The sequence below is a fragment of the Curvibacter cyanobacteriorum genome (genome assembly GCF_028649475.1).
In the GTDB taxonomy this organism is placed as follows: Bacteria; Pseudomonadota; Gammaproteobacteria; order Burkholderiales; family Burkholderiaceae_C; genus Curvibacter; species Curvibacter cyanobacteriorum.
In genome coordinates this window covers 214,552-238,327 of record NZ_JAQSIP010000001.1, presented here as the reverse complement: position 1 = coordinate 238,327, position 23,776 = coordinate 214,552, and the positions used below count along the sequence as shown (strand labels likewise).

The window sequence follows — 23,776 nt, the reverse complement described above, 5'->3', positions numbered from 1 at the left end:
CCAGACGCGCCGGGGGCTTCACACCGACCCCACCAGCGCCTCAGGCCCCGGTGGGTCGGCACAACAGGCTCAGCGCTTGTTGCGGATGGGCACGTTCATTTCTTCGGGCTTGATCTCGCGCACCAGCTCCGGCACGCCCCAGGCAAAGGCCGGATCGGCCTTGATCTTGAAGTGGTACATGCTCTGCAGGGCCTGGTGGTCCTCGGCGCGGAAGGTCATCTTGCCCTTGGGCGTGTCAAAGCTCATGCCTTCCATGGCCTTGATCAGCTTGTTGGTGCTGGTCTCGCCATTGGTCTTCTTGAGCGCGGTCACCACCGCCATGGCCGACGAGAAACCACCGGCCGTGAAGAAGTCCGGCGGCGCCTTGAACTGCTTGTAGTGCTGGGCCACCAGGGCCTCGTTGACCGGGTTCTTCGGGATGCCGAAGTAGTAGTAGGTCGCGCCTTCCATGCCGGGGAAGTTCTTGTAGGCGGCCATGGCGGGCAGGATGTTGCCGCCGGTGGCGATCTCGATGTTGTAGCGCTTGAGGTCGAGGTCGGCGATCTTGAACGGGTTGCCGGCACCGGCCCAGATGACAAAAATCACCTTGCGGCCGGGCTGGTCCTTGAGCTTGTCGATCAAGCGCTGGGCGCCGGCGGTGAAGTCGGTGGTGCTGGTCGGCAGGTATTCCTCATGGACCAGCTTGGCGTTCTTCAAGGCGTCCTTGAAGGCCTTCACGCCATCGCGGCCAAAGGCGTAGTCCTGCGCCAGGGTGGCGATGGTGACGCCGGGCTTGTCGAGGGCCACGGCGTTGGAGATGGCGTCTTGCGAGCTGTTGCGGCCGGTGCGGAAGATGTATTTGTTCCACTTGTCACCGGTGATGCTGTCGGCCACCGCGGGTTCGACGATCAGGATCTTTTTGTACTCCTCGGCCACCGGCAGCAGGGCCAAGGCCACGCCCGACGAGGTCGGGCCCACGGCCAGGTCGGCCTTGTCGTCCGAATAGGCCGAAGCCAGCAGCGACTTGCCCAGGTCAGGCTTGCCCTGGTCGTCCTTCTCCAGCACCACGATCTTGCGGCCGTTGACCGCCATGGTGCCGCCCGTGGCGTACTCCAGACCCATCATGAAGCCGGTCTGGGTCTGCTTGCCATAGGCTTCGAGCGGACCGGTCTTGCTGTAGATGTGGGCGATGCGGATGTCACCCGTCTGGCTGAAAGCCGGGCTGACGCCGAAAGCGCTGCAAACCAGGGCGGCGAGCGCGGGCAGGCCGATGAGAGCACGTCGATGCATGGAAGTCTCCTGTTGTGTTGGCGGTCAGGCACCACGATTGCACAGGGCGTGCCAGGTCAAAAGGCCTTGATTTCAAACGAATTTTTCACCCAACCGGATCAATTGATTGAATTTCAGACACATTGAATGCCTGAATTTCAGTCATATGGATGATTTTCAGACAGTCGGCAAGCCCTCAAGCGGCTCGCCCCCAACGAGCCCGAGATCGCAAGCCGAGGCCCCACCCTCAGCGTGCCTCACCCAGCCGTTCGTACAGGGTCGCGCGCGAGATGCCCAGCAGGCGCGCAGCCGCCACCTTGTTGCCACCGGTGTGGCGCAGCGCCCGGGCGATGGCTTGCCGCTCCAGCGCGGCCACTTGCTCGGCCAAGGGTGGCATCGCGGCGCCCTCCTCCGCGTCCGCCGTGTCGACAGGGACCGTGTGGTGGGGCGCTGGCGCCGCGGTCAAAGCCGGGGCCGGACCAGCCGCGGGCGGAGGCCTGACCGCCAGCACCGGGTCCAGCCCCGAGTCCTGCAACACGCCTTGCAGCAGCCCGACGTCAATCTGGCCCGATTCACTGCGCAACGCGGCCTGCTCCAGCACATTGCGCAACTCCCGGATGTTGCCGCGCCAGGGCTGCGCCTGCAGCAGCGCGATGGCCGGGGGCGACAGTTCGGGCGGGGCGCTGTTGTTGCGCAGCGCCATGTCCTCACCCAGCACCTCGACCAGGGCCACGATGTCGCTGACCCGTTCGCGCAGCGGGGGCACACGGATGGGCAGCACCCCCAGGCGGTAGTACAGGTCCTCGCGAAAGCGCCCCTCGCGCACCAGGGCCGAGAGGTCGCGCGAGGTGGCCGCGATGACCCGCGCGTCAAAGGGCAGCAGTCGGTTGCTGCCCAGCGGCTCAATCTCCCCTTCCTGCAAGGCGCGCAAGAGCTTGGCTTGCAGGTTCAACGGCATGTCGCCGATCTCATCGAGGAACAGGGTGCCGCCATCGGCCAGGCGGAACTTGCCCTCACGCCCCTTGCGGTCGGCGCCGGTGTAGGCCCCCGGCGCCACGCCAAAGAACTCGGCCTCCAGCAGGGTGTCGGGCACGGCCGCGATGTTGACGCTGACAAAGGGGCCGTCGGCACGCGACGAGGCCGTGTGCAGTGCGTGCGCCAGCAGTTCTTTGCCGGTGCCCGTCTCGCCCAGCAGCAGCACCGGGCTGGCCGACTGGGCCGCGCGGCGCGCCTGGCGCTTGACCTCGACGGCGGCCGGGCTGGTGCCGACAAAGCTGGCAAAGGTGTACTTGGCGCGGCGCTGGCCATCGGGCGCGCTGAGGCCTCGTTTGCGTTGCACCGCCAGCTCGCGGCGCGCGTCGTCCAGGTCCTGCTGCAGGCGCGCAAACTTGCTGATCAGGGGCTTGAGCGTGGTCTCGGGGTGGTCAAAGAGCACGATGCCGATGGCCCCAATGACCGCCCCGCCCTCGTCACGCAAAGGCAGGCGGCTGACCACAAAGGTGCCGGCCTTGTTGGTCAGCAGGTCGATCAGGATCGGCTCGCCGGTCTCCAGCACCCGGCGCATCTGGGTGTTCTGGATCACCTCCTCGACCAGATGGCCCTGAAACTGCTCGATCGACGAGAAACCCAGCGCGGGCAGAAAGCGGCGGTACCCCTCGTTGACCCAGACGATGCGCCCGGTGTGATCGACCAGGAACATGCCCTGGCTGATGCTGGAAAACAACTGGAACATCGACCGCGCCGCCAGCGCCAGGATGCTGTCGCCGTCCAGCGGCAGCGCCTCGTGGGACGCTGCGGCCGCCGAAGCCGCCAGTGGGGCCCCGCGCGCAGGCTCGGGGCGGGGCTGGGTGGAGGGCACGTCAGGGGCAGAAGGCGCGGGCATGGGCGCGATGGTAGCGTGCCCGCGGGTCCCCGGTGCCGAGCGGTGACCGTGATTTCTGCGACCCGGCCACCTCAGCGGGTGGCCGCGGGCGGGGCGCCCGCCTCGAAGCGGGCTGGCCAGCCGCACCGAACCAGCGTCGGCCCGCCCAACTGTTCAGCCGCGTGGCCCGCTCAAAGCCGCGCCAGGGCGCGCCGATCAGCCCAGCGCTTGATCAGGCGCGGCAGCACCAGCACCGACACCACCAGCACCAACAGGGTCAGCGACATCGGGCGTTGCAGGAAAATGTCCCAGCGCCCTTCGCCGATCGACAGCGCGTTGCGCATCTGGGCTTCGGCCAAGGGGCCCAGGATCATGCCCACCACCACAGGAGCGGTCGGGAAATCAAAGCGCCGCATCAACACGCCCAACAGACCGATGCCATACAGCAGCACCAGGTCGAACGCCGACTGGCGCATGCCATACACCCCCAGCGTCGCGAACACCAGGATGCCCGAGTACAGGTAGGCCTTGGGGATGCGCAGCAGCTTGACCCACAGGCCCACCAGGGGCAGGTTCAGCACCAGCAGCATGACGTTGCCGATGTACATCGACGCGATCAGCGCCCACACCAGGCCTGCGTTGGTGTCGAACAACTGCGGCCCCGGCTGGATGCCGTAGTTCTGGAACGCGCCCAGCAGGATGGCCGTGGTGTTGGAGGTCGGGATGCCCAGGGTCAACAGCGGGATCAGGGTCGCGGTGATGGCCGAGTTGTTGGCCGCCTCGGGGCCGGCCACGCCTTCGATGGCGCCCGTGGTGCCGAATTCCTCGGGGTGGCGCGACAGCTTCTTTTCAGTCGCATAGCTCAGGAAGGTCGGGATCTCGCTGCCACCGGCCGGGATGGTGCCGAAGGGGAAGCCAATGAAGGTGGCCCGCAGCCAAGCCGGCCACGAGCGCGCCCACTCGGCCCGTGTCATGTGGGTACTGGTCAGCGGGTTGCGGGTTTCCTTGACCCGGCCCTCGTAGAGCACGTTGTACAAGGCCTCGCCCACCGCGAACAAACCGACCGCAATCAACACCACTTCCACGCCGTCCATCAACTCGGGCACGCCCGCGGTGTAGCGCGCCTGGGCGGTGATCTGGTCGATGCCGACCAGGCCCAAAGCCAGGCCAACGAACAAGGCCGTCAGACCGCGCAAGGTGCTTTTGCCCAGCACCGCGCTGACGGTGGTGAAGGCCAGCACCATCAGCAAGAAGTACTCCGGCGGGCCCAGCAGCACGGCATAGCGCGCCAGCAGCGGGGCGAAGAACGTGACCAGCACGGTGGCAATGGTGCCAGCCACAAACGAGCCAATGGCGGCGGTGGCCAGCGCGGCCCCGGCACGGCCGTGCTTGGCCATGCGGTTGCCTTCCATGGCGGTGACCATCGAGCCCGCCTCACCCGGGGTGTTGAGCAGGATCGAGGTGGTCGAGCCGCCGTACATGGCACCGTAGTAGATGCCGGCGAAGAAGATCATCGAGGCCGTCGGCTCGACCTGGGTGGTGATGGGCAGCAGCATGGCCACCGCCACCGCCGGGCCGATGCCAGGCAACACGCCCACCGCGGTGCCGATCAGGCAGCCCACGAAGGCCCACAACAGGTTGATCGGGGTGGCCGCCGTGGCGAACCCGTTCAGCAATTGGTTCCAGATGTCCATGTTCACTCTCCAAAGGACCGGCTCACAGCCAGCCAGTGCCGGTCAGACCCGGCAGGTTGATGGCCAGCAGCTTGGTGAACATCCAGTACACCGGGGCTGAGATCGCCAGGCCGATCAACGTGTCTTGCAACAGGGCGCGCAGGCTCAGATCCAGGCGGTCCTCCGCGCTGCGGAAGCCCCGCACGGCCAGCACAAAGCACAGCGTGCAACTCAGCACAAAGCCCAGGGTGGTGATCAACAGGGCGTTCATCAGCAAGGCTGCGCTGACCCAGGCAAAACCGCCCCAGTGACCGCGCTCGGCGCCTGACGCTTCCTCAAGGTGGCGAAAACCACCACTGAGGCTCTGCACCAACAGCGCCACGGCACACAGGGCCATCGCACCGGTGACGATCCAGGGCAGGAAATTGGGGCCGACGCCGGCGTAACCCGCCTCGGCCGAAATGCCCATCGCGCCCCAGGCCAGCAAGGCGGACAACAGCAGCGCGGCCAGCCCGACAGCGGTTTGCCAGCGTGGAGAGCTTGAGGAGTGAGTGGACATGGGGAGAAGCTCCAACAAGGCCCGGCACTGCCACGGCAGCAGCAAAAAGCCGCTCCGGTGCAGCCCCAAGGGCTCGGATCAGAAGAAAATCATTCAGTGAAACGGGCCCCCGACGGGGGCCCCCCCAGCACCGGCCGGGGACGGGGGCGGCCGGCCATCGGGGCCGGCCCGGCAGCCACAAGCCCCCGTGGGCCGCGCTGCCTGGCCTGGGCTCAGACCATGCCGGACTTGACCATCGTGGCGCGCAGGCTGGCGAACTCGTCGTCGACGAAGTTGCCGAACGCATCGCCGGTCAACAGGGCCGGGGTCCAGCCGTTCTTTTCGAGCAGTTCTTGCCAGGTGCGGTGCTTGGTGGCGTTGACGATCAAGTCAATCAGCGCCTGACGCTGCGCCGGGGTGATGCCCGGGGCCCCGTACACACCGCGCCAGTTGCCGATCTCGACCGGGATGCCCTGCTCCTTGAGGGTGGGCACATCGATGCCCTTGATGCGGCTGCCCGAGGTCACGGCCAAGGGGCGCATCTTGCCGGCCTTGATGTACTCGGCGAATTCGCTGTAACCGCTGCCGCCCACGGTGACGTTGCCACCCAGCACCGCCGCGGTGGCCTCGCCACCCCCGCGGAAGGCCACGTAGTTGATGCGGGCCGGGTCGACACCCACGGCACGCGCAATCATGGCCGCGGCGATATGCTCGGTGGAGCCGCGCGAACCGCCGCCCCACTTGATGCTGCCCGGGTCTTTCTGCAACTGGGCCACCAGGTCCTTCATCGAGTTGAAGGGCGAGTTGGCCGGCAGCACAAACACGTTGTATTCGGTCGTCAGTCGGGCCAGCGGCGTGGCTTGCGACAACGACACGGGCGGCTTGCCGGTGATGATGCCGCCCAGCATGACCGCACCCATCACCATCAGGGCATTGGGATCGCCCTTGCTGGCGTTGACGAACTGGGCCAGGCCGATGGCACCGGCCGCACCGCCCTTGTTGTCGTAGCTGACCGCACTGGCGCCGCCGCTGTCCTGCAAGGCCTTGCCAAGGGCTCGGCCAGTGGTGTCCCAGCCACCACCGGGGTTGGCTGGCACCATCATCTTGAGGTTGTTGGCCGCATGGGCGGCGTTCTGGCTGAGGCCGCCCACCAAGGCCAGGCCCAGCAAGGATTGGAGAAATTCGCTTCGACGCATGGTGTTGTCTCTTGTCTCGTTATGGATGGATTTGCGCCGGGGCCAGGCTCGGCGTCTTGATGCTAACGGCTTCAAGCGCCTGGCCCCGTTCGCGCAGCCCGCCGGGCTGCGCGAGCCGACACTCAGAACGAATGGCGGATACCGAACTCGTAACCGGTACTGCTGCCACCCGGGCGGGTCACGCCCAGGCCCAGGTCAAAAGCGGTGCCGTTGTTCTTGTTGCTGATGCGCGCATAGTGACCATAGACCGCGGTGCGCTTGGACAGGGTGTGCACATAGCCCAGGGCCAGGTGGTTGGCGTCGTTGGCCACGCCCTTGGCGCTCAGGGTCGAGTAAGCCAGGCGAACTTGGCCGGTCTGGCCGACCGGCACATGGGCACCAATCAGCTTGGTGGTGGTCTTCTGCACGCCCGTGATGTTCTCACCCCACAGCGCCATGGCCTTGACCACACCGAAGTTGTAGCTGGCGCCGATGTTGCGCTGGGTGTAGTTGCCCAGGGTCACGTTCTGGGTGCGGTTGGTCGCTGCAGCGATGTTGAACGGACCTTGTTCGTAACCCAGGCGGATGCCGGTCACATTGCCGTCGTCGCTCTTGGCGCCAGCGGTCGAGGGGTTGTTGCCGAAGGCCATCATGGCCTGGCCATAGAAACCACCGAGCTTGGGCAGGAAGTAACCCACCGAGTTGGACGCACGCACATGCGTGATGCGCGCGCCGCTGGGCACGGGGTAGAACAGGAAGCTCGACGAACCAATGCCGTTGGTGCCGAAGGGGCTGAAGTGCGACAGGTTCCAGAAACCCGGCACGTAGTCACGGCCCACGCGCAGCTCACCATACTGGCTGCTCAGGCTGACAGTGGAACGGCGACCAAAGGTGAAGCCGCCGCTGCCGGCGGAGCCGCCAGGCTGGTTGGTGGTGCTGGTGGTGCCACCAGAGCCGTCTTGCGGGTTCAGGGCGCCTTCAAGCCAGAAGCCAGCCTTCAGACCGCCACCGAGGTCTTCGGTGCCACGGAAACCGAGGCGGCTGGACAGGTTGCCGTCGCTGCCGATCTTGTTGATGGAACCATTGCCATCGCTGTTCACATGCAGGTAGTTGAGGTCAAGCAGGCCGAAGATCTCGACCGATTGCGCTTGGGCTGCCGAAGCGGCCAACAGGCTGGCGGCCGCCAGGGCCAAAGAAGTCTTTTTCACGTAGGTGTCTCCTTATGGGTTGATGCGTCTTGGAGGACTGCAGCGCGATGCTATGTAAACGACCTGTCAATCTGCTGTCGAGACGTGACAGTGCGCTGTTTATGATGATTCTGTCGCCGCCTCGCCACAGTGCCAGGGGGCCCCCACCCCCATTTTTCAGGGTTAACCCTAGATTTTTAACGCCCTCCCATGAAGCTCCTGCTGATCGAAGATGACCGCTCGATGCAAACCGCCCTGCAGCGAGCCCTGTCGCGGCGGCAGATCGAGGTCAGCCTCTGTGAGGACGGTTCACTGGCCCTGGCCTGCTGGCAAGAGCGTCAACCTGATGTGGTGGTGCTGGACCTCAGCCTGCCCGGGCTGGACGGCCTGCATGTGCTGGACCAGGCACGCCGGGCGGGGCTGCGCACGCCGGTGCTGATCCTGACCGCGCGCGGCACCGTGGGCGACCGGGTCATCGGCCTCAACAGCGGGGCCGACGACTACCTGGCCAAGCCCTTTGACCTCGACGAACTCGAGGCCCGCTTGCGCGCACTGCACCGGCGCCATCAGCCGCCGGCAGTCCCTGCGCCCGAGCAACGCCAGCAGCTGGGTGACCTCGAGTTCGACAATGAGAACGGCGCCTTCTACCTGCGCGGCGAGGTGCTGGACCTCAGCCCGCGCGAGCAAACCCTGCTGCAGGTCCTGATCAGCCGCCCCGGTCACGCGGTGAGCAAAGAGCGCCTGTTTGCGCTGGTGTTCCCCGACGACGAGACCGTGCAGCTGGAAGCCATTGAGGTGGTGGTCTACCGCCTGCGCAAGAAACTGACCCAAGCCCAGGTCAGCCTGATGACCCTGCGCGGGCTGGGCTACCTGCTCAAGGCCGAAACATGAACGCGCCACGCCGCCTCTCGCTGCGCCGCTACCTGCTGCTGGGCCTGCTGGTGCCGATCGGCGTCTATGTGCTGATCAACAGCTGGACGCTCTACACCGACACCCAGAAAGCCGTGCAGTCGGCCTACGACCGCACCCTGCTGGCCTCGGCCAAATCGATCGGAGAACTGCTCACCGTGGAGGGCTATGACGAGCTGGCCCGCCTGCAGGTGAGGGTGCCGCACGCGGCGCTGGAGGCCTTCGAGACCGACATCCAAAGCCGCATGTATTACCGCGTCTCGGACGTCAACGGCCAGTGGGTCAGCGGCTTCGAAGCCCTGCCCGCCTGGCCACGCCAGGCACTGCCCCCCAGCCGCTACTCGGCGCTGGTGCATTTCTACGACGACCACTACCTCGACGACCGGGTGCGGGTGGCGGTGCTGCTGCAACCGGTGGTGAGCGAAAACGGGCGGGGCATGGCGATGGTGCAGGTGGCCGAAACCGTGGGCCTGCGCGACACCATGGTGCGCGACATCATGCTGGCGTCCCTGCTGCGCCAGGGCGTGCTGGTGGCGGTCATCATCGTCATCGTGACCACCGTGGTGCAGCGCGCCACCCGACCGGTGCGGCGCATCAGCGCCGAGCTGCAACAGCGCCAGGAGGGCGAGCTCAACCGCATCAGCGCCCCCGACGCGCCACGCGAGCTGCTGCCCCTGATCGACGCCACCAACCAGTTGATGGTGCGCCTGCAAAGCCTGCTGGACCACCAGAAGCGCTTCGTGCGCGACACCTCGCACCAGCTGCGCACGCCGCTGGCAGTGCTCAAGGTTCAGGTGCAGTCTGCGCTGCGCGGCGATGTCGAGCCCCACACCGCGCTGCTGGAGATCAACGACACCGTGGAGCGCGCCACCCAACTGGCCAACCAGATGCTGGCCCTGGCCAAGGTGGAGCAGTTGCGCCAGCAAAGCGATGCACCGCAAGTCGACCTGGCCGAGGTGTTGCGGGATGTGGCCCTGGACCTGTCGCCCCTGGTGGCCGAGCGCAGCCTGGACTTTGAGCTGCACGCGTCGGCGCTGACGGTGCCCGCTCACGACTGGATGCTACGTGAACTGGTGCGCAACCTGCTGCACAACGCCATCCGCCACAGCCCACCTGGAGGGCGCTTGGGCATTCATTTGACGACGGACGCGGAGCACGCCGTGCTGACCGTCAGCGACCAGGGCCCCGGCCTCAGCCCCCAGCAACGAGAGCGCCTGTTCCAGCCGTTCTGGACCGGCGATGTGCCCGGCGGCACGGGCCTGGGGCTGACCATCTGCCACGACATCGTGCAGGCCTTGCACGGCCGCATCACCCTGAAGAACCGCGAGCACGGGGGCCGCGTGCAGGGCCTGGACGCCTGTGTGCGCCTGCCGCTGCAGCGCCTCGCCGACGCTGCGGCGCCTTGAGGCAGCCCGGCCACGCCGCCCTGCGGGCACAAAACCCCCGCCGCGCAGCGGGCGGCCCGTGCAGGGCACAATTCAGGCATGAGCGAACTTGCCTCCTTGCGGCTGGACAAATGGCTTTGGTCCGCCCGCTTCTACAAAACCCGCAGCCTCGCGGTGGAAGAAATCAGCAAAGGCCGGGTGTCGGTGAACGGTGCCGCCGTCAAGCCGGCGCGTGAAGTGCGTCCGGGCGACCAGGTTCAGCTGCGCCAGGGCCCGGTCGAGCGCACCGTGCAGGTGCTGGGCCTGAGCGCCCAACGGGGCCCCGCCCCCGCGGCCCAGAAGCTGTACGAAGAAACCGCCGCCAGCGTGGCCGCGCGCGAACAGGCCGCCGAGCAACGGCGCCTGGCCCCCGAACCCGCCCTGAGCCTGTCGGAAGGCCGCCCCACTAAACGCGACCGCCGCCACATCGAACGCAACCGCGACTGGAACGAACGCTGGAGCGCGTCCATCGATTGAGGGGGCGCCCTGCCCTGGCCTGCCCCGCCAGCACATCGGGTCCGCCAGCCGCCAGCCTGGAGCCCCCGAGGCGGGTCGGTCCGCTCATCAGTGACCCCGTCATGAGCCGTCAGGCGCCTGACCCTGGTCCAGCCCTGGCCCCACGGGCCCTCAGGCGGAGGCCGCACGGCCCAGGCAGATGGGCCCTCAGGGCCGCCGGTAGGCCACCTGCTGTCGCGCCCAGTGGGCGGCGTTCAAGGCGTCCAGGCGCACCTGGCCGCCGGTGGAGGGCGCATGCACAAAACGCCCCTGCCCCACGTAAATGCCCGCGTGCGAGGTCTGCCCCCCGCGCGTGAACAACACCAGGTCCCCGGTGCGGCGTGCCGCGGGCGGCACCGGTCGGCCCCAGCCCTGCAACTGCGCCACCGTGCGCGGCGCCGGCAAGCCGGCCTGGGTGCGGTACACATGGCGGATCAGACCGCTGCAATCAAAGCCCGACTCGGGGGTGTTGCCGCCGTAACGGTAGGGCGTGCCCACCAGGCCCAGGGCGTAAAGGGTCACGGCCTGGCTGTCGGCCTCGCTGAGGGTGGCGGGCACTTCGGCCGCGGCTTCGGGCGAATCCACAGGCGGGCTGGGCGCAGGGGGCGTCACGGGTGGTGGCGCAGCACAACCAGCCAGCCAGGCGGCCGCACTGGTAACCAAAGCGCCCCCCAGCCAGCGCCGACGAGCTGCGGGGTCGACCACGGAGGCGGGCGCTGCTTGCTCTGCCGCTGCCGCGCCGGCAGCCCCTGGGGGGGCAGAAACGGACTCAGGCTCGGAGCGCCAAAGACTCAGGCGGATCATGCGTGTCATCTCAGGGTCAGTGGGGTCACCACCCCGCGGGCCGAGGCGGCGGAAGGCATCTTAACGGCCTCGCGGCGACCGTGCATCCCCCGGCCCCAAGCCCCCAACCCAGCGCTGCCCCGGCTGGGGGCTCAGAGCGGTTGGGCCCCCGCCGCACCGGCCTCAAACCCCTGCAGCACGTTGACCACGTTGCGACCGATGTCGTCCACCATATAGCCGCCCTCCATCACGAACAAGGTGGGCAAGCCCCAGCCCGCCAGGGCCTCGCCCAGGCGCACAAAGTCAGCGCTGGCGAGCCGGAAGTGGCTGATCGGGTCGTGCTCGAAGGTGTCCACGCCCAGCGACACCACCAACAGCTCCGGGGCAAAGGATCGCACCCGCTGCGCGGCCACGCCCAAGGCGTCGCGGAAGGCCAGCCAGGCCGTGCCCTTGGGCAGGGGCAGGTTCAGGTTGAACCCCTGTCCGGCGCCCGCCCCGGTTTCGTCGGCGTGGCCCGAGAAGTACGGGTAGCAGTGCACCGGGTCGCCATGCAGAGAGACAACCAGCACGTCGCCACGGCCATAGAAAATGCTCTGCGTGCCATTGCCGTGGTGGAAGTCCACATCCAGCACCACGACCCGCTGCACGCCCTGGCGGCGCGCGTGGTGGGCGGCGATGGCGGCGTTGTTGAGGTAGCAATAGCCCCCCATCATCTCGGGGCCCGCATGGTGACCCGGCGGGCGACACAGCGCAAAGGCCGAGGGGGCGCCGTCGAGCACGGTCTGCACGCCCGTCAGCGCCAGGTCGGCGCTGGCACTGACCGCCGCCCAGGTGCCCGCGGTGATGGGGCTGCCCGCGTCCATCGAGTAAAAACCCAACCGGCCGTCAATGGTGGCGGGCTCCAGGTCGCTGCGCAGGTCACGCACCGGCCAGATCAGGGGCAAGGCATCATGGGTCTGGCCAGTGGCCGTCCAGTCGGCCCAGGCCTGCTGCAAGAAGCGCACATAGCGCTCGCTGTGCGCCCCCACATACAGCGCGCTGTCATGGGCCCGGCCCGGCTGGATGTCGCCCAGCGCGGCCTGCCGCACCTGTTGCAGGATGGTGTCGGCACGGCCGGGGTTTTCGAACGACGGCTTGATGGCCGCGTCCTTGAGTTCGACGCCATGGTGGCGCTGGTGTTCGGTGCTGAAGAAAGTGATCATGGTCAGACTGGAGAGACGCGCGGGCCAGCCGGCGGTGACGGGACGCCACGCGGGCCGGCAGCACAGCCCTCCAGTCTATGCAATGTGTGCGCGGCCTGGCACGGCGCGCCCCTCAAGGCCGGCCAGTGGCCTGCCCCCTGACCAGGCCCCTCAGCCCCGCCGCACGCTGCTGCCCAGCACCGCCAGGGCAATCAAGGCACAGCCCCCCCACTGCAGTGGCCGCAATTGCTCTTGCCACAGGGCCACGGCCCACAGAGCGCCAAACAGCGGCTCGCTGCCCATCAGCAAGGCCACGCGCGTGGGGCCACTGTGCCGCAGGGCCCAGTTCTGCGCATAGAACGCGAACACCGTGCACGCCAGCACCAGGTAGGCACAAGCGCCCCAGAACGCCGGGGCGGTGGGCAGCGGCACCGCGGGGCCGGGGCTGAGCCAGGCCAGGGCGGCACAGCCGGCGGCCACCACCCAAGCCTGCCAGGCGGTCAGCGCCAGCGCCGGCACCGGGCGGTGCTGGGTCAGGCGCCGCGTCTCGCACACCATCCATGCCCGCAGCACGGCCGCCAACAAAATCAAGGCGTCACCCCAGGCCCAGTCGCCGTCCCAGCCGCCTGACAACAAAGCCGCCCCGGCGACCGAACAGCCCCCCCACCCCCAGGCGCTGGCACTCGGTCGCTCGCCCAGGCGCCACCAGGCCGCCCACGGGGTCAGCACCACGCACAGGCTGATTAAGAACGCCGCGTTCGAGGCCTGGGTCAGGCTGACGCCATGGGTTTCAGCCAGGAAGATGCCCAGCAACAAGGCCCCGAGCGGCAGGCCACAGCGCCAGGTGTCGCGCCACTGGGCGGCCGTCAGCCGCCACAAAGACGGCAGCAAGAGCAGGCCCGTCAAGCCAAAACGCAGCGCCAGAAAGCCCAGCACCGGGTAGTAGGCCAAGGCGCCCTTGGCCACGCCGTAACTGCTGCCCCAGACGGCCGCCACCCCCAGCAACATCGCGTCGGACAGGTGGCGGCGGGCAGCGGCAGACCAGAGGATGGGGCTCAAAGCGATCTTCACAGCGGACTCACAGGCTCAGGGACTCAGAAGACTGCGATGTTCTACTGATTCCCCCACACTGATAATCACCCCCTCAAGATCAACACTTGTTCCCCATGAACATGAATCTCCCCCTGGAAAGCCTGCCGGAGATGGCGGTGTTCGCCCGCGTCGTGGAGGCTGGCAGCTTCTCGGGCGCCGCGCGTGACCTGGGGCTGACCCCGTCCGCGGTGAGCCGCCAAGTGGCACGTCTGGAGGCGCGCCTGCAGGTCCGCCTGCTGGAGCGCACCACGCGCCGACTGCGCCTGACGGAGGCCGGCCAGGCCGCCCACGCACGCTGTCAGACCCTGGTGGGCGCGGCCCGCGAGGTGCTGGCCCTGAGCGACACCCACACCGCGCGCCCGCGCGGCGTGGTGCGGGTGAGTTGCCCCAAGGCGGTGGCGCGTCAGGTGATCCACCCCTGGGTGCCCGCCTTCTTGCAGCGCTACCCCGAGGTGGACGTGCAACTGGTGGTCAACGACCGCGAAGTGGACCTGCTGGCCGAAGCCATTGATGTGGCGCTGTGCATCACCGACAGCCCGCCCCCCGGGCTGGCGGGGCGGCCACTGACCCAGTTGCCACACCTGATCTGTGCCACGCCCCAGTACCTGGACCAGCACGGCCGGCCCCGGCACCCGCAGGACCTGGCGCAGCACAGCTGCCTGGCGCTGGGCGAGCACCCGGGTGACCAGATCTGGCGCTTCCAGCGCGGTGAAACGCACGCCAGCGTCAAGGTGCGCGGACGCTACCTGGCCAACCACAGCGAGGTGCGGCTGGAGGGCGCCCTGCACCACCTGGGCATCGCCAGCCTGCCGGGCTTCTGCGCGCACCGGGCCCTGGAGGCGGGGGACCTGGAGCGGGTGCTGCCCGACTGGACGCACCTGACCGACTACGCCGGCCCACTGTGGCTGCTGTACCCGTCACAGCGCTTTTTGCCCGCCAAGCTGCGGGTCTGGATCGACCACCTGGTGGAGGCCCTGGCGCCCGGCTCGGCAGGGGCATCGCCGTCAGCGTCAGCCCCCCTCAAGCCACCGAACCCTTGACCCTAGTTTGGTACCCGGGCTCGGTCTGGCTCGGCTCCGTCCAGCCCCGCGCAGGGGGCAGCGGGACGCTGCGGGCGCATCACACCGCGCCGTGGGCTTCGACGTAGAGCGCGTACAGCGAATGGCAGCTGGCCATGTAGAGGCGGTTGTTCTTGGGGCCGCCAAAGGTCAGGTTGGCGCAGCGCTCGGGCAGGCGGATGAAGCCAATCGCCTTGCCCTGCGGGTTGAACACGCGCACACCGTCGAGGTCCTCGGACTTGGCGTCGGCCGAGCCATTGCTGCCCCAACCGCACCACAGGTTGCCATCGCGGTCGACCTTGAAGCCATCCAGGGCGCCCGGTCCCGCGGCGTCGATCAGCTTGGTCTTGTTGCTGACGCTGCCATCGGCGGCCACGTCAAAGCTCCAGATGCTGCGGAACGGCGTGCCCTTCCACTCGACCACGTAGAGCTTTTTCTCGTCCGGCGAAAAGGCCAGGCCATTGGGGTTGACGATGTCGGTGATGACGGCCTTGATCGTGCCATCGGGGGCGATGCGGTAGACGTTGGTGGTCGCCTGCTCGGGCTTGGCACGCGAGCCTTCCCATTCGCCATTGATGCCGAACAGCGGGTCGGTGAACCAGATGCTGTCGTCGGACTTGACCACGATGTCGTTCGGCGCGTTGAGGCGTTTGCCCTGGTAGCTGTCGGCCAGCACCTTGATGCTGCCGTCAAACTCGGTGCGGGTGACGCGGCGGGTGACCGAATGCTCGCAGCTGATCAGGCGGCCCTGACGGTCGCGCACATTGCCGTTGACGTAGTTGGCGTTGTCGCGGAACACGCTGAAGGCCCCATTGGTCTCGTCGTACTTCATGATCCGGTTGTTCGGGATGTCGCTGACCAGCAGGTACTTGCCCGCAGGGAAGTACGCCGGGCCCTCGGCCCAGCGCATGCCACTGGCCAACTGCTCGACCGAGCTGCTGTAGATGCGGTACTTGGCAAAACTGGGGTCCAGGATCTCGACCGACACATCGGGGTAGCGCGCGTTGGGCTTGAAGGGCACGTTCTGGGCCGAAGCCAGGCCGCTGGCCACCGCCAGGCCGGCACCGGCAGCGGCTTTGAAGAAGTGGCGACGGCGGTCGTCGGCGGGGGGCATGGTGTTCATGGCGTCTCCTTGAGTCAGTGGGGTGAAAACAAACAGGCGTGACCAGGCGACAGGCTCGGCAAGGGCCGAGCCCGTGGCCCAGTTCTGGGGGGGCCCGCGCGCCTTGGTGCGCAACGGGCGTTGCAGGGGTCAGTCGGCGGTGATCTTGCCGACCTCGATCACCTTCTTCCAGCGCGCGAACTCGGCGGCCTGGTAGGCGGTGAACTGATCGGGCGTGTTGGCCACGATCTCAAAGCCCAGCTCCAGCAACTTGGGCTTGATGGCGGGGTCGTTCAGACCCGCCACGATGGCGTCGTACAGCTTGGTCTTGATGTCGGCAGGCAGCCCCTTGGGCGCGGCAAAGGCCTGCCACGAGTAGACGGTGGCGCCCTTGATGCCCAGCTCCTCAAGGGTGGGCACGTCGGGCAGCAGCGGCGAGCGCTTGGCGCTGGTCACGGCCAGGGCGCGCAGCTTGCCCGCCTTGATGTTGGGCAAGCCGGTGTTGATGTTCATGAAGGACGCGTCCACCTGGCCACCCAGCAGGTCCGTCATGGCCGGGGCACCGCCCTTGTACGGGATGTGGGTGGCCGTGGTGCCCGTTTGTTGCCAGAACAGCTCGGCCGTCAGGTGGTCGCTGGTGCCATTGCCGGCCGAGGCGAACGTCATCTTGCTGGGATTGGCCTTGAGGTAGGCCTGCACATCCGCCAGGGTCTTGAACGAAGACGCCGCCGGCACCGCGAGCACGTTGGGCGCCTGCACCGCCACCGTGATGTAGTCAAAGTCTTTCAGCGGGTCGTAGCCCAGGTTCTTCAGCAGGTGCGGGCCAATCACCAACGGCCCCAGCGAGGTGACGAACACCGTGTACCCGTCGGGCGCCGAGCGCTTGGCCGCCGTGGCCCCCACGGTGCCGCCCGCGCCCGCCTTGTTCTCGACCAGAAAGGTGCCGCCCAGCTTCTCCTGCAGCTTGGGGCCCAGCGAGCGCGCGATCAGGTCGGTCGAGCCCCCAGGCGGGAACGGCACCAGCAAGGTGACGGGCTTGTCGGGCCAGGCCAGGGCGCTGCCCAGGGCCAGTGTGGTGGCCAGGGCGCAAAGCAGTTTCTTCATGGTTTGTCTCCAGAGGGTTGAAAAACTGGCCGCCTGTCTTGCAGGCTTGCTGAAAGGCCAGTGGGTTGGGTCACGCATTGGGGCGCTCGGCCCGGTTCAGGTCACCGGGGCCGGGTTGAACAGCACCAGGGTGTTGTGCAGCTTCCACCGCTCGGCCCAGGTCTTCTGGCGGCCACTGGCCACGTCGAGCATCAGGTGGAACAACTCCCAACCCACTTGCTCGATGGACTTCTCGCCGCTCGCGATGGTGCCGGCGTTGACGTCCATCAGGTCATGCCAGCGCCGCGCCAGGTCGTTGCGGGTGGCCACCTTGATGACGGGCACCTCGGCCAGACCGTACGGGGTCCCGCGGCCGGTGGTGAACACATGCAGGTTCATGCCGGCGGCCAGCTGCAAGGTGCCGCAAATGAAGTCGCTGGCTGGCGTGGCGGCGTAGATCAGGCCCTTTTGCTTGAGCTTCTCGCCCGGCGAGATGACGCCGCTGATGGCGGCGCTGCCGCTCTTGACGATCGAGCCCATGGCCTTTTCGACGATGTTGGACAGGCCGCCGAGCTTGTTGCCCGGCGTGGTGTTGGCGCTGCGGTCAACCCGGCCCTGGTTCAGGTAGGCGTCGTACCAGGCCATCTCGCGGACCATGGCTTCGGCCACTTCGGGACTGGCCGCGCGCGAGGTGAGCTGGTCAATGCCGTCACGCACCTCGGTAACCTCGGAGAACATCACACTGGCGCCCGCGCGCACCAGCAAGTCGGTGCAAAAGCCCACCGCGGGGTTGGCAGTGACGCCACTGAAGGCGTCGCTGCCGCCGCACTGCACGCCCACCACGAGTTCGCTGGCGGGCACGGTGACGCGGCGGCGGGCGTTCAGGCGCTCGAGGTGCGGGCGCGCCTGGCGCACGATCGAATCGACCATCGACATGAAGCCGACGTGCGCGTTGTCCTGCAGGCACACCACGTCGAGCGCGGGCTCGGCGGCGCGCTCGTCCACCAGCGGGATCGAACCGGGCGGCATCAGGCGCTCGGGCTGCAGCTTCTCGCAGCCCAGCGACACCACCATCACCTCGCCCCCAAAGTTGGGGTTCAGGCTGATGTTGCGCACCGTGCGGATCGGGATCACCGCGGCCGGGGCATCGATCGCCACGCCACAGCCGTAGCTGTGCTCCAGCGACACCACATCGTCGACGTGGGGGTACAGCGGCAGCAACTCGTCCTTGATGCGCTGCACCGCAAAGCGGGTCACCCCCGCCACGCATTGCACGGTCTGGGTGATGGCGAGGATGTTGCGCGTGCCCACCGAACCATCGGCGTTGCGGTAACCCTCGAAGGTGTAGCCCGCCAGCGGGGGCAGCACCGGGGGCTTCACGGTGGCCATCGGCAGGCCCTCCAGCTCCCGCGCCGAGGGCATCTTGAGCAGGCGCTCGTGCACCCAGCTGCCGGCCGGAATGGCCTGCAAGGCGTAGCCGATGGGCACGTTGTAACGGCGCACCACGCCCCCTTCGGGGATGTCCTGCAGGGCCACTTTGTGGGCCTGGGGCACTTTCTCGCGCAGGGTCAGGCCCGACGCGAACACCGTGCCCGCCGGCAGGCCGCCGTCGTTGACGACGATGGCCACGTTGTCGGCCTCGTGCATGGTGATGTAGAGCGGCTGGCCCACCGGGCTGGGTGGGCTGACCAAGTTGGCATGGGCGGCGCGGGTGTCAGGGGTCGTCATGGCGGATCGAAACTCAGGAAATGGGGTCGGGTGGGGGTCAGGTGACGGGCCTGCAGGCCTGGGCCTCAGGGGCGTTGACCGAACTCGGCGCTGCCCCGGGTCCAGGCCCGCGCCTGGTCGCTGAGGCTCAGGCCGAGACCGGGGCGGGTCGGCACCTGCATTCGGCCGTCGCGGATCTCCAGGCGTTCGTTGAACAGCGGCTCCAGCCAGTCAAAGTGCTCGACCCAGGGCTCGGTCGGGTAGATGGCGCCCAGGTGCACGTGCAGCTCCATCGCGAAGTGCGGGCCCAGCATCAGGCCTGCGTGTTCGGCCTGGGCGGCAATCTTCAGGAAGGGGGTGATGCCACCCACGCGTGGGCCATCGGGCATCAGGTAGTCTGCGGCGCGGTGGCGGATCAGCTCGAAGTGCTCGGTCGTGCTGGTCAGCATCTCGCCGGTGGCGATCGGGGTGTCGAACTGCGCGGCCAGGGCGGCATGGCCCTCGAAGTCGTAAGCGTCCAGTGGCTCCTCAATCCAGACCAGGTTGAACTGCTCAAAGATGCGGCACATGCGCTGGGCCGTGGGCCGGTCCCACTGCTGGTTGGCGTCGACCATGATGGGCACGGCGTCGCCCAGTTGCTGGCGCACCGCGGTCAGGCGCGCAATGTCGGCCGCGCAGTCGGGCTGCCCGACCTTGAGCTTGATGCCCCCGATGCCCCGCGCCACCGAGGCCTGGGCGTTGACCACCAACTGGTCGATGGGGGTGTGCAAGAAGCCACCCGAGGTGTTGTAGCAGCGCACCGAGTCGCGCTGCGAGCCCAGGAACTTGGACAGGGACAGCCCGGCGCGGCGCGCCTTGAGGTCGTACAAGGCCACATCAAACGCGCCAATCGCCTGCACGCCCATGCCGCTGCGCCCCACCGAGGCGCCGGCCCAGCACAGCTTGGTCCAGATCTTGGCGATGTCGCTGGGGTCCTCGCCCAGCAGGGCCGGCGCGATCTCCTGCGCGTGCGCAAACTGCCCGGGACCGCCAGCCCGCTTGGAGTAGCTGAAACCCAGGCCTCGGTGGCCATCGCGGGTCTCCACCTCGGCGAACAGCATGGCGATCTCGGTCATCGGCTTTTGTCGACCTGTCAGCACCTTGGCATCGCTGATGGGGTTGGCCAGCGGCAGGTAGCACGACGACACCCGAACCCAGGCAATGCTGTCGGATGCCCCGGTGGCCGCGGCGGCGGGGGCGGTGACGGAGGAAACGGCGCTCATCAAAGTCTTTCCTTGCAGAAGGCGGGCCCATGGGGCGGTGGGTCCGGAGGGGTCATTGGGGGCCTCAGGACCGGCCTGAATGCACAAATGACAACGTTGTCATCCCCGAAAAATAAAAAGAGAGCTGATGAAGAATGCAGGCCTGACCAGGCCATTTGTCTTCAAAAAGGCTCGAACGGACGAATGATAGCGTTGTCATTTTTGAAATCAAGCCCCTCACCCTCGGTAATTGCCCTGACTTCCCGCCAAGCCCCCAGCCGACCCGCTGCCGCCGCGGGGCGCTCAACATGCCGCAAAATGCGGTCTGGGCCGGCCTGTCGGGCTTGCAACCCTGGCGTCCGCCGGCCGCCCCTGCCCCCTCACCGCCTCCTTTGCCTCAGCCTGCGCCCATGAAACCCTCCTCCGCTGCCAAGGCGGCCACCCTGCACGACGTCGCCCGCCTGGCCGGTGTGTCGCTGATCACCGCCTCGCGGGCCCTGAGCAAGCCCGAGCTGGTGTCGGACAAGACGATTGCCCGGGTGCAAGAGGCCGTGGCCCAGACCGGCTACCTGCCCAACCTGATGGCCGGTGGCCTCAAGTCGCGGCGCAGCCAGATGGTGGCGGGCATCATCCCGGCCTTGTCGGTGGCGCAGTTCCTGCCCACCCTGCAGACGCTGACCGAGACCCTGGCGCAGTCGGGTTACCAGCTGATCCTGGGCCAGACAGGCTACGACGTGCAGCGCGAGGAGGCCCTGATCAACACCATGATCAGCCGCCGCCCTGATGGCCTGTTCATGACGGGCCTGGTGCACGCGGCGGCCGCGCGCGAACGCCTGCAAAAAGCGGGCATCCCGGTGGTGGAAAGCTGGGACTTCAGCCCGCAGCCGGTGGACATGCTGGTGGGCTTTTCACACCCCGCCGTGGGGGCGGCGATTGCCGATTACTTTCGCCGTCAGGGACGCCAGCGTGTGGGCATCGCGAGCGCCAACGACCCGCGTGCGCTGCAGCGCTGTGCAGGCTTTGAGGCGCGCTGGGGCCAGCCGGTGCCCACCGCCCTGGTGCCCGCGCCCAGCGGCCTGGCCCGTGGGCGCGAGGCGCTGAGCGCACTGCTGGCCCAAAGCCCGGCCCTGGAAGCCGTCTATTGCAGCTCCGATCAGATGGCCCAAGGTGTGCTGGTGGAGGCCCAGGCCCGTGGCCTGCGGGTGCCCGAGGACCTGGCCCTGTGCGGTTTTGGCAATGCCGAGTTCTCGGCCCACATGGTGCCCGCCCTGACCACGGTGCATGTTGACGGGGCCGGCATCGGCCAGCGCGCGGCCCAGATGATCTTGCAGCGCTGCGCGGGCCAGCCTGTGACCGAGCCGGTGCAGGACATGGGCTTTTCGATCATCGAGCGACGCTCGACTGAACGCGCGGCCACCTAAGGCCGCTCGGCACGGCACAGCTAGGCACAGACCAGCTCCAGACCCGATCCGGCCCAGCCCCCAGCGGGGCCTGGTCGGGGGCCGACCTCCGTGGGCCCCGGGGCCGAGGGCCCCAGGCCGGTGACCCGTGTCCGGGGCCTCAGAAGCTTTCCCAGTCGCTTTCGCTGCCGGCGCTGGCCTTGGCCGGCGCCGGGCTGGGGGCCGGAGCGGCCGGGGCACTGCTGGACAAAGCGGCACGCGGGGCCGCGGCAGGCGCTGGACGCGGGGCCGAGGCCAGGCTGCGCGGCGCCGGGGCGGCGGCCACGCTCTGCGGACGCGGGCGCGACGGAGCCGGCGCCGGATGGGATGCCTGGCTGCCCTGCCCCACGTTGAACACCGACACCACCTCCGACAGGCGCTGGGCCTGGTCGCGCAGCGACGACGCGGCGGCCGCGCTTTCTTCGACCAGGGCGGCGTTTTGCTGCGTCATCTGGTCCAGTTGGCTGACCGCCGAGTTGACCTGCGCGATGCCTTCGCGTTGTTCGCCCGACGAGGCGGAGATCTCACCGATCAGGTCAGACACGCGGCGCACGCTGTTGACGATCTCGTCCATCGAGGCGCCCGCTTCGGCCACCTGCTGCGAGCCCGACTCGACCTTCTCAACCGAGGCGTTGATGAGGCTCTTGATCTCCTTGGCGGCTTCTGCGCTGCGCTGGGCCAGCGAGCGCACCTCCCCCGCCACCACCGCAAAGCCACGGCCTTGCTCGCCGGCGCGGGCAGCTTCCACGGCAGCGTTCAGTGCCAGGATGTTGGTCTGGAAGGCGATGCCATCGATGACGCCGATGATGTCGCTGATCTTGCGCGAGCTGTCGGTGATGTGCTGCATGCTGGTGACCACCTGGCCCACCACCTGCCCCCCACGGGTCGCGGCCTGGGCCGCGGTGCTGGCCAGCTGGTTGGCCTGGCGGGCCGTGTCGGCCGACTGGTTGACGGTGCTGGTCAGCTGTTCCATGCTGGCCGCGGTCTGCTGCAGGTTGCTCGCGGTTTGCTCGGTGCGCGAAGACAGGTCCTGGTTGCCGTTGGCGATCTCGACCGAAGCGATCGACAGCGCATCGACACCGGTGCGCACCTCGCCCACCACGGCGCGCAGGCGACGCGCCATGTCGGACATGGCGTTAAGCAACACACCGAACTCGTCACGGCGGTCGGTGTGGGCTTCCTGCGTGAGGTTGCCGGCCGCGATCGCCTGCGCCAGCTCCACCGCCTGGTGCAGCGGGCGGTTGATCGAGGTCACCAACTGGGCCACCACCAGCAACACCAGCACCGCCACGATCAGGGCGGTCACGGCGCTCATCAGCGCATGGTCGCGGCGGGTGTCCTGGGCCTGGGCCACCGCCGCATCGCGGTTCTTCTCCAGCAACTTGACGAAGTCCTGCTGGTTCTGGATGTACTTGGTGGTCAGCGGAATCAGCTCCTTCTCGACGACGTCTTTGGCGCCGGCGTTGTCGCCGCCCTTCTTGAGGTTGTTGGCCTTGCCCAAAGCGGCCAGCACCGGTTTGCGTTCTTCGGCCAGGCGCTCGATGGCCTGCTTCTCGTCGGCCCGCACCGAGGTGTCCATGACGTTCTTGAGCATGGCGGTGTTGCGTTCGACCAGCACCTTGGTGTCATTGGACAGGCGCTGGACAGCGATTTCCTCCGTCGACAGCACCGCGGCGACCGACGCGTTGAGCGCCGCGGAGGTGCCATCGTTCCAACGGCTGGCGGCCAGCACGCGGCCGTCGGTGGCGATCACGTCTTCCATCGCACGGGTCAGGCCGTTGTTGGATCGGTATTGGGCCCAGCCCGCGATGGTCACCATGACCAAGACCAACACAGAAAAGGTGAGCCACAAGCGACGGGCCACACTGAGGTTATTGAATTGCATAGGAAAGGCTCTTTCTTGGATCTGGTGTTGTGCCTTGGTGAAACATCGGAGTCAAGATGTGGAAAACGTGAATCAATGCCTTGGGCCCGATCGTAGCGGTCGCCCGTGGCGTCCAGGGCGTCGTCTGGGCAAGACTAGCCCACCAGGGCCCACCCCACTTGATAAAGGTCAAAGAAAAACAGCAGGGCTTCACGCCAGCGCAGACTCGCGCACATCCAGGCCCGCCAGCAGCCGGGGCGCGTCCAGCAAAATGACCATGCGCTGGTCCACCGAGCCCATGCCTGTGAGGTAGTCGCTGTCCACCGCCGAGGTGAAATCAGGCAAGGCCTTGATGTGGCTGGGGGCCAGTTCAATCACATCCGACACCGCGTCCACCACCAAGCCCCAGACCTTGTTGCCCAGGGCCACCACCACGACCACGGTGAGGTCGTTGTAGGCCACCCGCTCCAATTGGAAACGCAGGCGCAAGTCCACGATGGGCACGATGATGCCGCGCAAATTGACCACGCCCTTGATGAAATCGGCCGCATTGGGCAGCTTGGTTGGCGCCTCGTAAGAGCGGATCTCCTGCACGTGCAGGATGTCCATGCCGTACTCCTCCGAACCCAGCTTGAACGCCAGGAATTCCTTGGTCGCCGACGCATCGTCGGCACGGAGGTCACGGGACGGGGACAGGGTGAGATCGGTGGTCATGG

20 protein-coding genes are annotated in these 23,776 nt (G+C 67.7%); 5 read left to right on the top strand and 15 right to left on the bottom strand.

Annotated elements, in window-relative coordinates; translation table 11 throughout:
- Window positions 1-69: 69 nt before the first annotated feature.
- From PSQ40_RS01010 to PSQ40_RS00985, 6 genes are all read right to left on the bottom strand, one after another.
- On the bottom strand, window positions 70-1,269 hold the full coding sequence (locus PSQ40_RS01010; protein ID WP_273948034.1) for a substrate-binding domain-containing protein: 1,200 nt from the start codon (window positions 1,267-1,269) through the stop codon (window positions 70-72).
- Window positions 1,270-1,495: 226 nt separating this feature from the next.
- Entirely contained in the window at window positions 1,496-2,980 is a 1,485-nt protein-coding gene (locus tag PSQ40_RS01005; protein ID WP_409338539.1) for a sigma-54 interaction domain-containing protein, read from the bottom strand.
- Window positions 2,981-3,300: 320 nt separating this feature from the next.
- Window positions 3,301-4,803, bottom strand: coding sequence for a tripartite tricarboxylate transporter permease (locus PSQ40_RS01000; RefSeq protein ID WP_273948031.1), 1,503 nt, complete (start codon window positions 4,801-4,803; stop codon window positions 3,301-3,303).
- Window positions 4,804-4,825: 22 nt separating this feature from the next.
- A complete protein-coding gene (locus tag PSQ40_RS00995) occupies window positions 4,826-5,341 on the bottom strand; it encodes a tripartite tricarboxylate transporter TctB family protein (RefSeq protein ID WP_273948030.1) in 516 nt (171 codons plus the stop codon).
- 212 nt (window positions 5,342-5,553) lie between these two features.
- A complete protein-coding gene (locus PSQ40_RS00990; protein WP_273948028.1) occupies window positions 5,554-6,516 on the bottom strand; it encodes a Bug family tripartite tricarboxylate transporter substrate binding protein in 963 nt (320 codons plus the stop codon).
- A gap of 122 nt (window positions 6,517-6,638) precedes the next feature.
- Window positions 6,639-7,703 (bottom strand): porin, encoded by a 1,065-nt coding sequence (locus PSQ40_RS00985; protein ID WP_273948027.1) that lies wholly within the window; start codon window positions 7,701-7,703, stop codon window positions 6,639-6,641.
- Between the two features lie 189 nt (window positions 7,704-7,892).
- On the opposite strand from PSQ40_RS00985, the gene PSQ40_RS00980 reads away from it, so the two are divergent.
- The 3 genes from PSQ40_RS00980 (at window position 7,893) to PSQ40_RS00970 (ending at window position 10,492) form a co-directional block, all read left to right on the top strand.
- Complete coding sequence (locus PSQ40_RS00980; RefSeq protein ID WP_273948025.1) at window positions 7,893-8,573, top strand: response regulator; 681 nt, start codon at window positions 7,893-7,895, stop codon at window positions 8,571-8,573.
- On the top strand, window positions 8,570-9,997 hold the full coding sequence (locus PSQ40_RS00975) for a sensor histidine kinase (RefSeq protein WP_273948024.1): 1,428 nt from the start codon (window positions 8,570-8,572) through the stop codon (window positions 9,995-9,997). Before PSQ40_RS00980 ends, PSQ40_RS00975 begins: the two co-directional genes overlap by 4 nt.
- Before the next feature lie 78 nt (window positions 9,998-10,075).
- Window positions 10,076-10,492, top strand: coding sequence for an RNA-binding S4 domain-containing protein (locus PSQ40_RS00970; RefSeq protein ID WP_273948023.1), 417 nt, complete (start codon window positions 10,076-10,078; stop codon window positions 10,490-10,492).
- A 186-nt stretch (window positions 10,493-10,678) separates the two neighbouring features.
- Here PSQ40_RS00970 and PSQ40_RS00965 read toward each other — a convergent pair whose 3' ends face one another.
- From PSQ40_RS00965 to PSQ40_RS00955, 3 genes are all read right to left on the bottom strand, one after another.
- Window positions 10,679-11,122, bottom strand: coding sequence for a C40 family peptidase (locus tag PSQ40_RS00965; protein WP_273948020.1), 444 nt, complete (start codon window positions 11,120-11,122; stop codon window positions 10,679-10,681).
- A 323-nt stretch (window positions 11,123-11,445) separates the two neighbouring features.
- Window positions 11,446-12,495 carry a histone deacetylase family protein gene (locus tag PSQ40_RS00960; protein WP_273948019.1) on the bottom strand — a complete coding sequence of 350 codons (1,050 nt, stop codon included), beginning with the start codon at window positions 12,493-12,495 and terminating at the stop codon, window positions 11,446-11,448.
- A 150-nt stretch (window positions 12,496-12,645) separates the two neighbouring features.
- Window positions 12,646-13,545 carry a DMT family transporter gene (locus PSQ40_RS00955; protein ID WP_273948017.1) on the bottom strand — a complete coding sequence of 300 codons (900 nt, stop codon included), beginning with the start codon at window positions 13,543-13,545 and terminating at the stop codon, window positions 12,646-12,648.
- 95 nt (window positions 13,546-13,640) lie between these two features.
- Between PSQ40_RS00955 and PSQ40_RS00950 the strand changes: the two genes are divergently transcribed.
- The gene (locus tag PSQ40_RS00950; protein ID WP_273948014.1) at window positions 13,641-14,606 is read left to right on the top strand and encodes a LysR family transcriptional regulator; all 966 of its coding nucleotides are present in this window, start codon (window positions 13,641-13,643) and stop codon (window positions 14,604-14,606) included.
- A gap of 79 nt (window positions 14,607-14,685) precedes the next feature.
- On the opposite strand, the gene PSQ40_RS00945 is transcribed toward PSQ40_RS00950, so the two are convergent.
- From PSQ40_RS00945 to PSQ40_RS00930, 4 genes are all read right to left on the bottom strand, one after another.
- Window positions 14,686-15,747 carry an SMP-30/gluconolactonase/LRE family protein gene (locus tag PSQ40_RS00945; RefSeq protein WP_273948011.1) on the bottom strand — a complete coding sequence of 354 codons (1,062 nt, stop codon included), beginning with the start codon at window positions 15,745-15,747 and terminating at the stop codon, window positions 14,686-14,688.
- Window positions 15,748-15,876: 129 nt separating this feature from the next.
- Window positions 15,877-16,830 carry a Bug family tripartite tricarboxylate transporter substrate binding protein gene (locus tag PSQ40_RS00940; RefSeq protein ID WP_273948010.1) on the bottom strand — a complete coding sequence of 318 codons (954 nt, stop codon included), beginning with the start codon at window positions 16,828-16,830 and terminating at the stop codon, window positions 15,877-15,879.
- 96 nt (window positions 16,831-16,926) lie between these two features.
- Window positions 16,927-18,456 carry a galactarate dehydratase gene (gene garD, locus PSQ40_RS00935; RefSeq protein WP_273948814.1) on the bottom strand — a complete coding sequence of 510 codons (1,530 nt, stop codon included), beginning with the start codon at window positions 18,454-18,456 and terminating at the stop codon, window positions 16,927-16,929.
- Between the two features lie 146 nt (window positions 18,457-18,602).
- The gene (locus PSQ40_RS00930; protein WP_273948008.1) at window positions 18,603-19,778 is read right to left on the bottom strand and encodes an L-talarate/galactarate dehydratase; all 1,176 of its coding nucleotides are present in this window, start codon (window positions 19,776-19,778) and stop codon (window positions 18,603-18,605) included.
- 389 nt (window positions 19,779-20,167) lie between these two features.
- Between PSQ40_RS00930 and PSQ40_RS00925 the strand changes: the two genes are divergently transcribed.
- The gene (locus tag PSQ40_RS00925; RefSeq protein WP_273948006.1) at window positions 20,168-21,178 is read left to right on the top strand and encodes a LacI family DNA-binding transcriptional regulator; all 1,011 of its coding nucleotides are present in this window, start codon (window positions 20,168-20,170) and stop codon (window positions 21,176-21,178) included.
- Between the two features lie 139 nt (window positions 21,179-21,317).
- Here PSQ40_RS00925 and PSQ40_RS00920 read toward each other — a convergent pair whose 3' ends face one another.
- Together PSQ40_RS00920 and PSQ40_RS00915 are read right to left on the bottom strand one after the other, a co-directional pair.
- On the bottom strand, window positions 21,318-23,081 hold the full coding sequence (locus tag PSQ40_RS00920; protein ID WP_273948005.1) for a methyl-accepting chemotaxis protein: 1,764 nt from the start codon (window positions 23,079-23,081) through the stop codon (window positions 21,318-21,320).
- Window positions 23,082-23,270: 189 nt separating this feature from the next.
- Window positions 23,271-23,774 (bottom strand): chemotaxis protein CheW, encoded by a 504-nt coding sequence (locus PSQ40_RS00915; protein WP_273948002.1) that lies wholly within the window; start codon window positions 23,772-23,774, stop codon window positions 23,271-23,273.
- Window positions 23,775-23,776 lie beyond the last annotated feature (2 nt).

Coding starts and splice junctions, on each gene's coding strand:
- PSQ40_RS01010 (WP_273948034.1), bottom strand. CDS start 1,269: ATGCATCGACGTGCTCTCATCGGCCTGCCCGCGCTCGCCGCCCTGGTT.
- PSQ40_RS01005 (WP_409338539.1), bottom strand. CDS start 2,980: ATGTTCCAGTTGTTTTCCAGCATCAGCCAGGGCATGTTCCTGGTCGAT.
- PSQ40_RS01000 (WP_273948031.1), bottom strand. CDS start 4,803: ATGGACATCTGGAACCAATTGCTGAACGGGTTCGCCACGGCGGCCACC.
- PSQ40_RS00995 (WP_273948030.1), bottom strand. CDS start 5,341: ATGTCCACTCACTCCTCAAGCTCTCCACGCTGGCAAACCGCTGTCGGG.
- PSQ40_RS00990 (WP_273948028.1), bottom strand. CDS start 6,516: ATGCGTCGAAGCGAATTTCTCCAATCCTTGCTGGGCCTGGCCTTGGTG.
- PSQ40_RS00980 (WP_273948025.1), top strand. CDS start 7,893: ATGAAGCTCCTGCTGATCGAAGATGACCGCTCGATGCAAACCGCCCTG.
- PSQ40_RS00975 (WP_273948024.1), top strand. CDS start 8,570: ATGAACGCGCCACGCCGCCTCTCGCTGCGCCGCTACCTGCTGCTGGGC.
- PSQ40_RS00970 (WP_273948023.1), top strand. CDS start 10,076: ATGAGCGAACTTGCCTCCTTGCGGCTGGACAAATGGCTTTGGTCCGCC.
- PSQ40_RS00960 (WP_273948019.1), bottom strand. CDS start 12,495: ATGATCACTTTCTTCAGCACCGAACACCAGCGCCACCATGGCGTCGAA.
- PSQ40_RS00950 (WP_273948014.1), top strand. CDS start 13,641: ATGAACATGAATCTCCCCCTGGAAAGCCTGCCGGAGATGGCGGTGTTC.
- PSQ40_RS00945 (WP_273948011.1), bottom strand. CDS start 15,747: ATGAACACCATGCCCCCCGCCGACGACCGCCGTCGCCACTTCTTCAAA.
- PSQ40_RS00940 (WP_273948010.1), bottom strand. CDS start 16,830: ATGAAGAAACTGCTTTGCGCCCTGGCCACCACACTGGCCCTGGGCAGC.
- garD (WP_273948814.1), bottom strand. CDS start 18,456: ATGCACGAGGCCGACAACGTGGCCATCGTCGTCAACGACGGCGGCCTG.
- PSQ40_RS00930 (WP_273948008.1), bottom strand. CDS start 19,778: ATGAGCGCCGTTTCCTCCGTCACCGCCCCCGCCGCCGCGGCCACCGGG.
- PSQ40_RS00925 (WP_273948006.1), top strand. CDS start 20,168: ATGAAACCCTCCTCCGCTGCCAAGGCGGCCACCCTGCACGACGTCGCC.
- PSQ40_RS00920 (WP_273948005.1), bottom strand. CDS start 23,081: ATGCAATTCAATAACCTCAGTGTGGCCCGTCGCTTGTGGCTCACCTTT.
- PSQ40_RS00915 (WP_273948002.1), bottom strand. CDS start 23,774: ATGACCACCGATCTCACCCTGTCCCCGTCCCGTGACCTCCGTGCCGAC.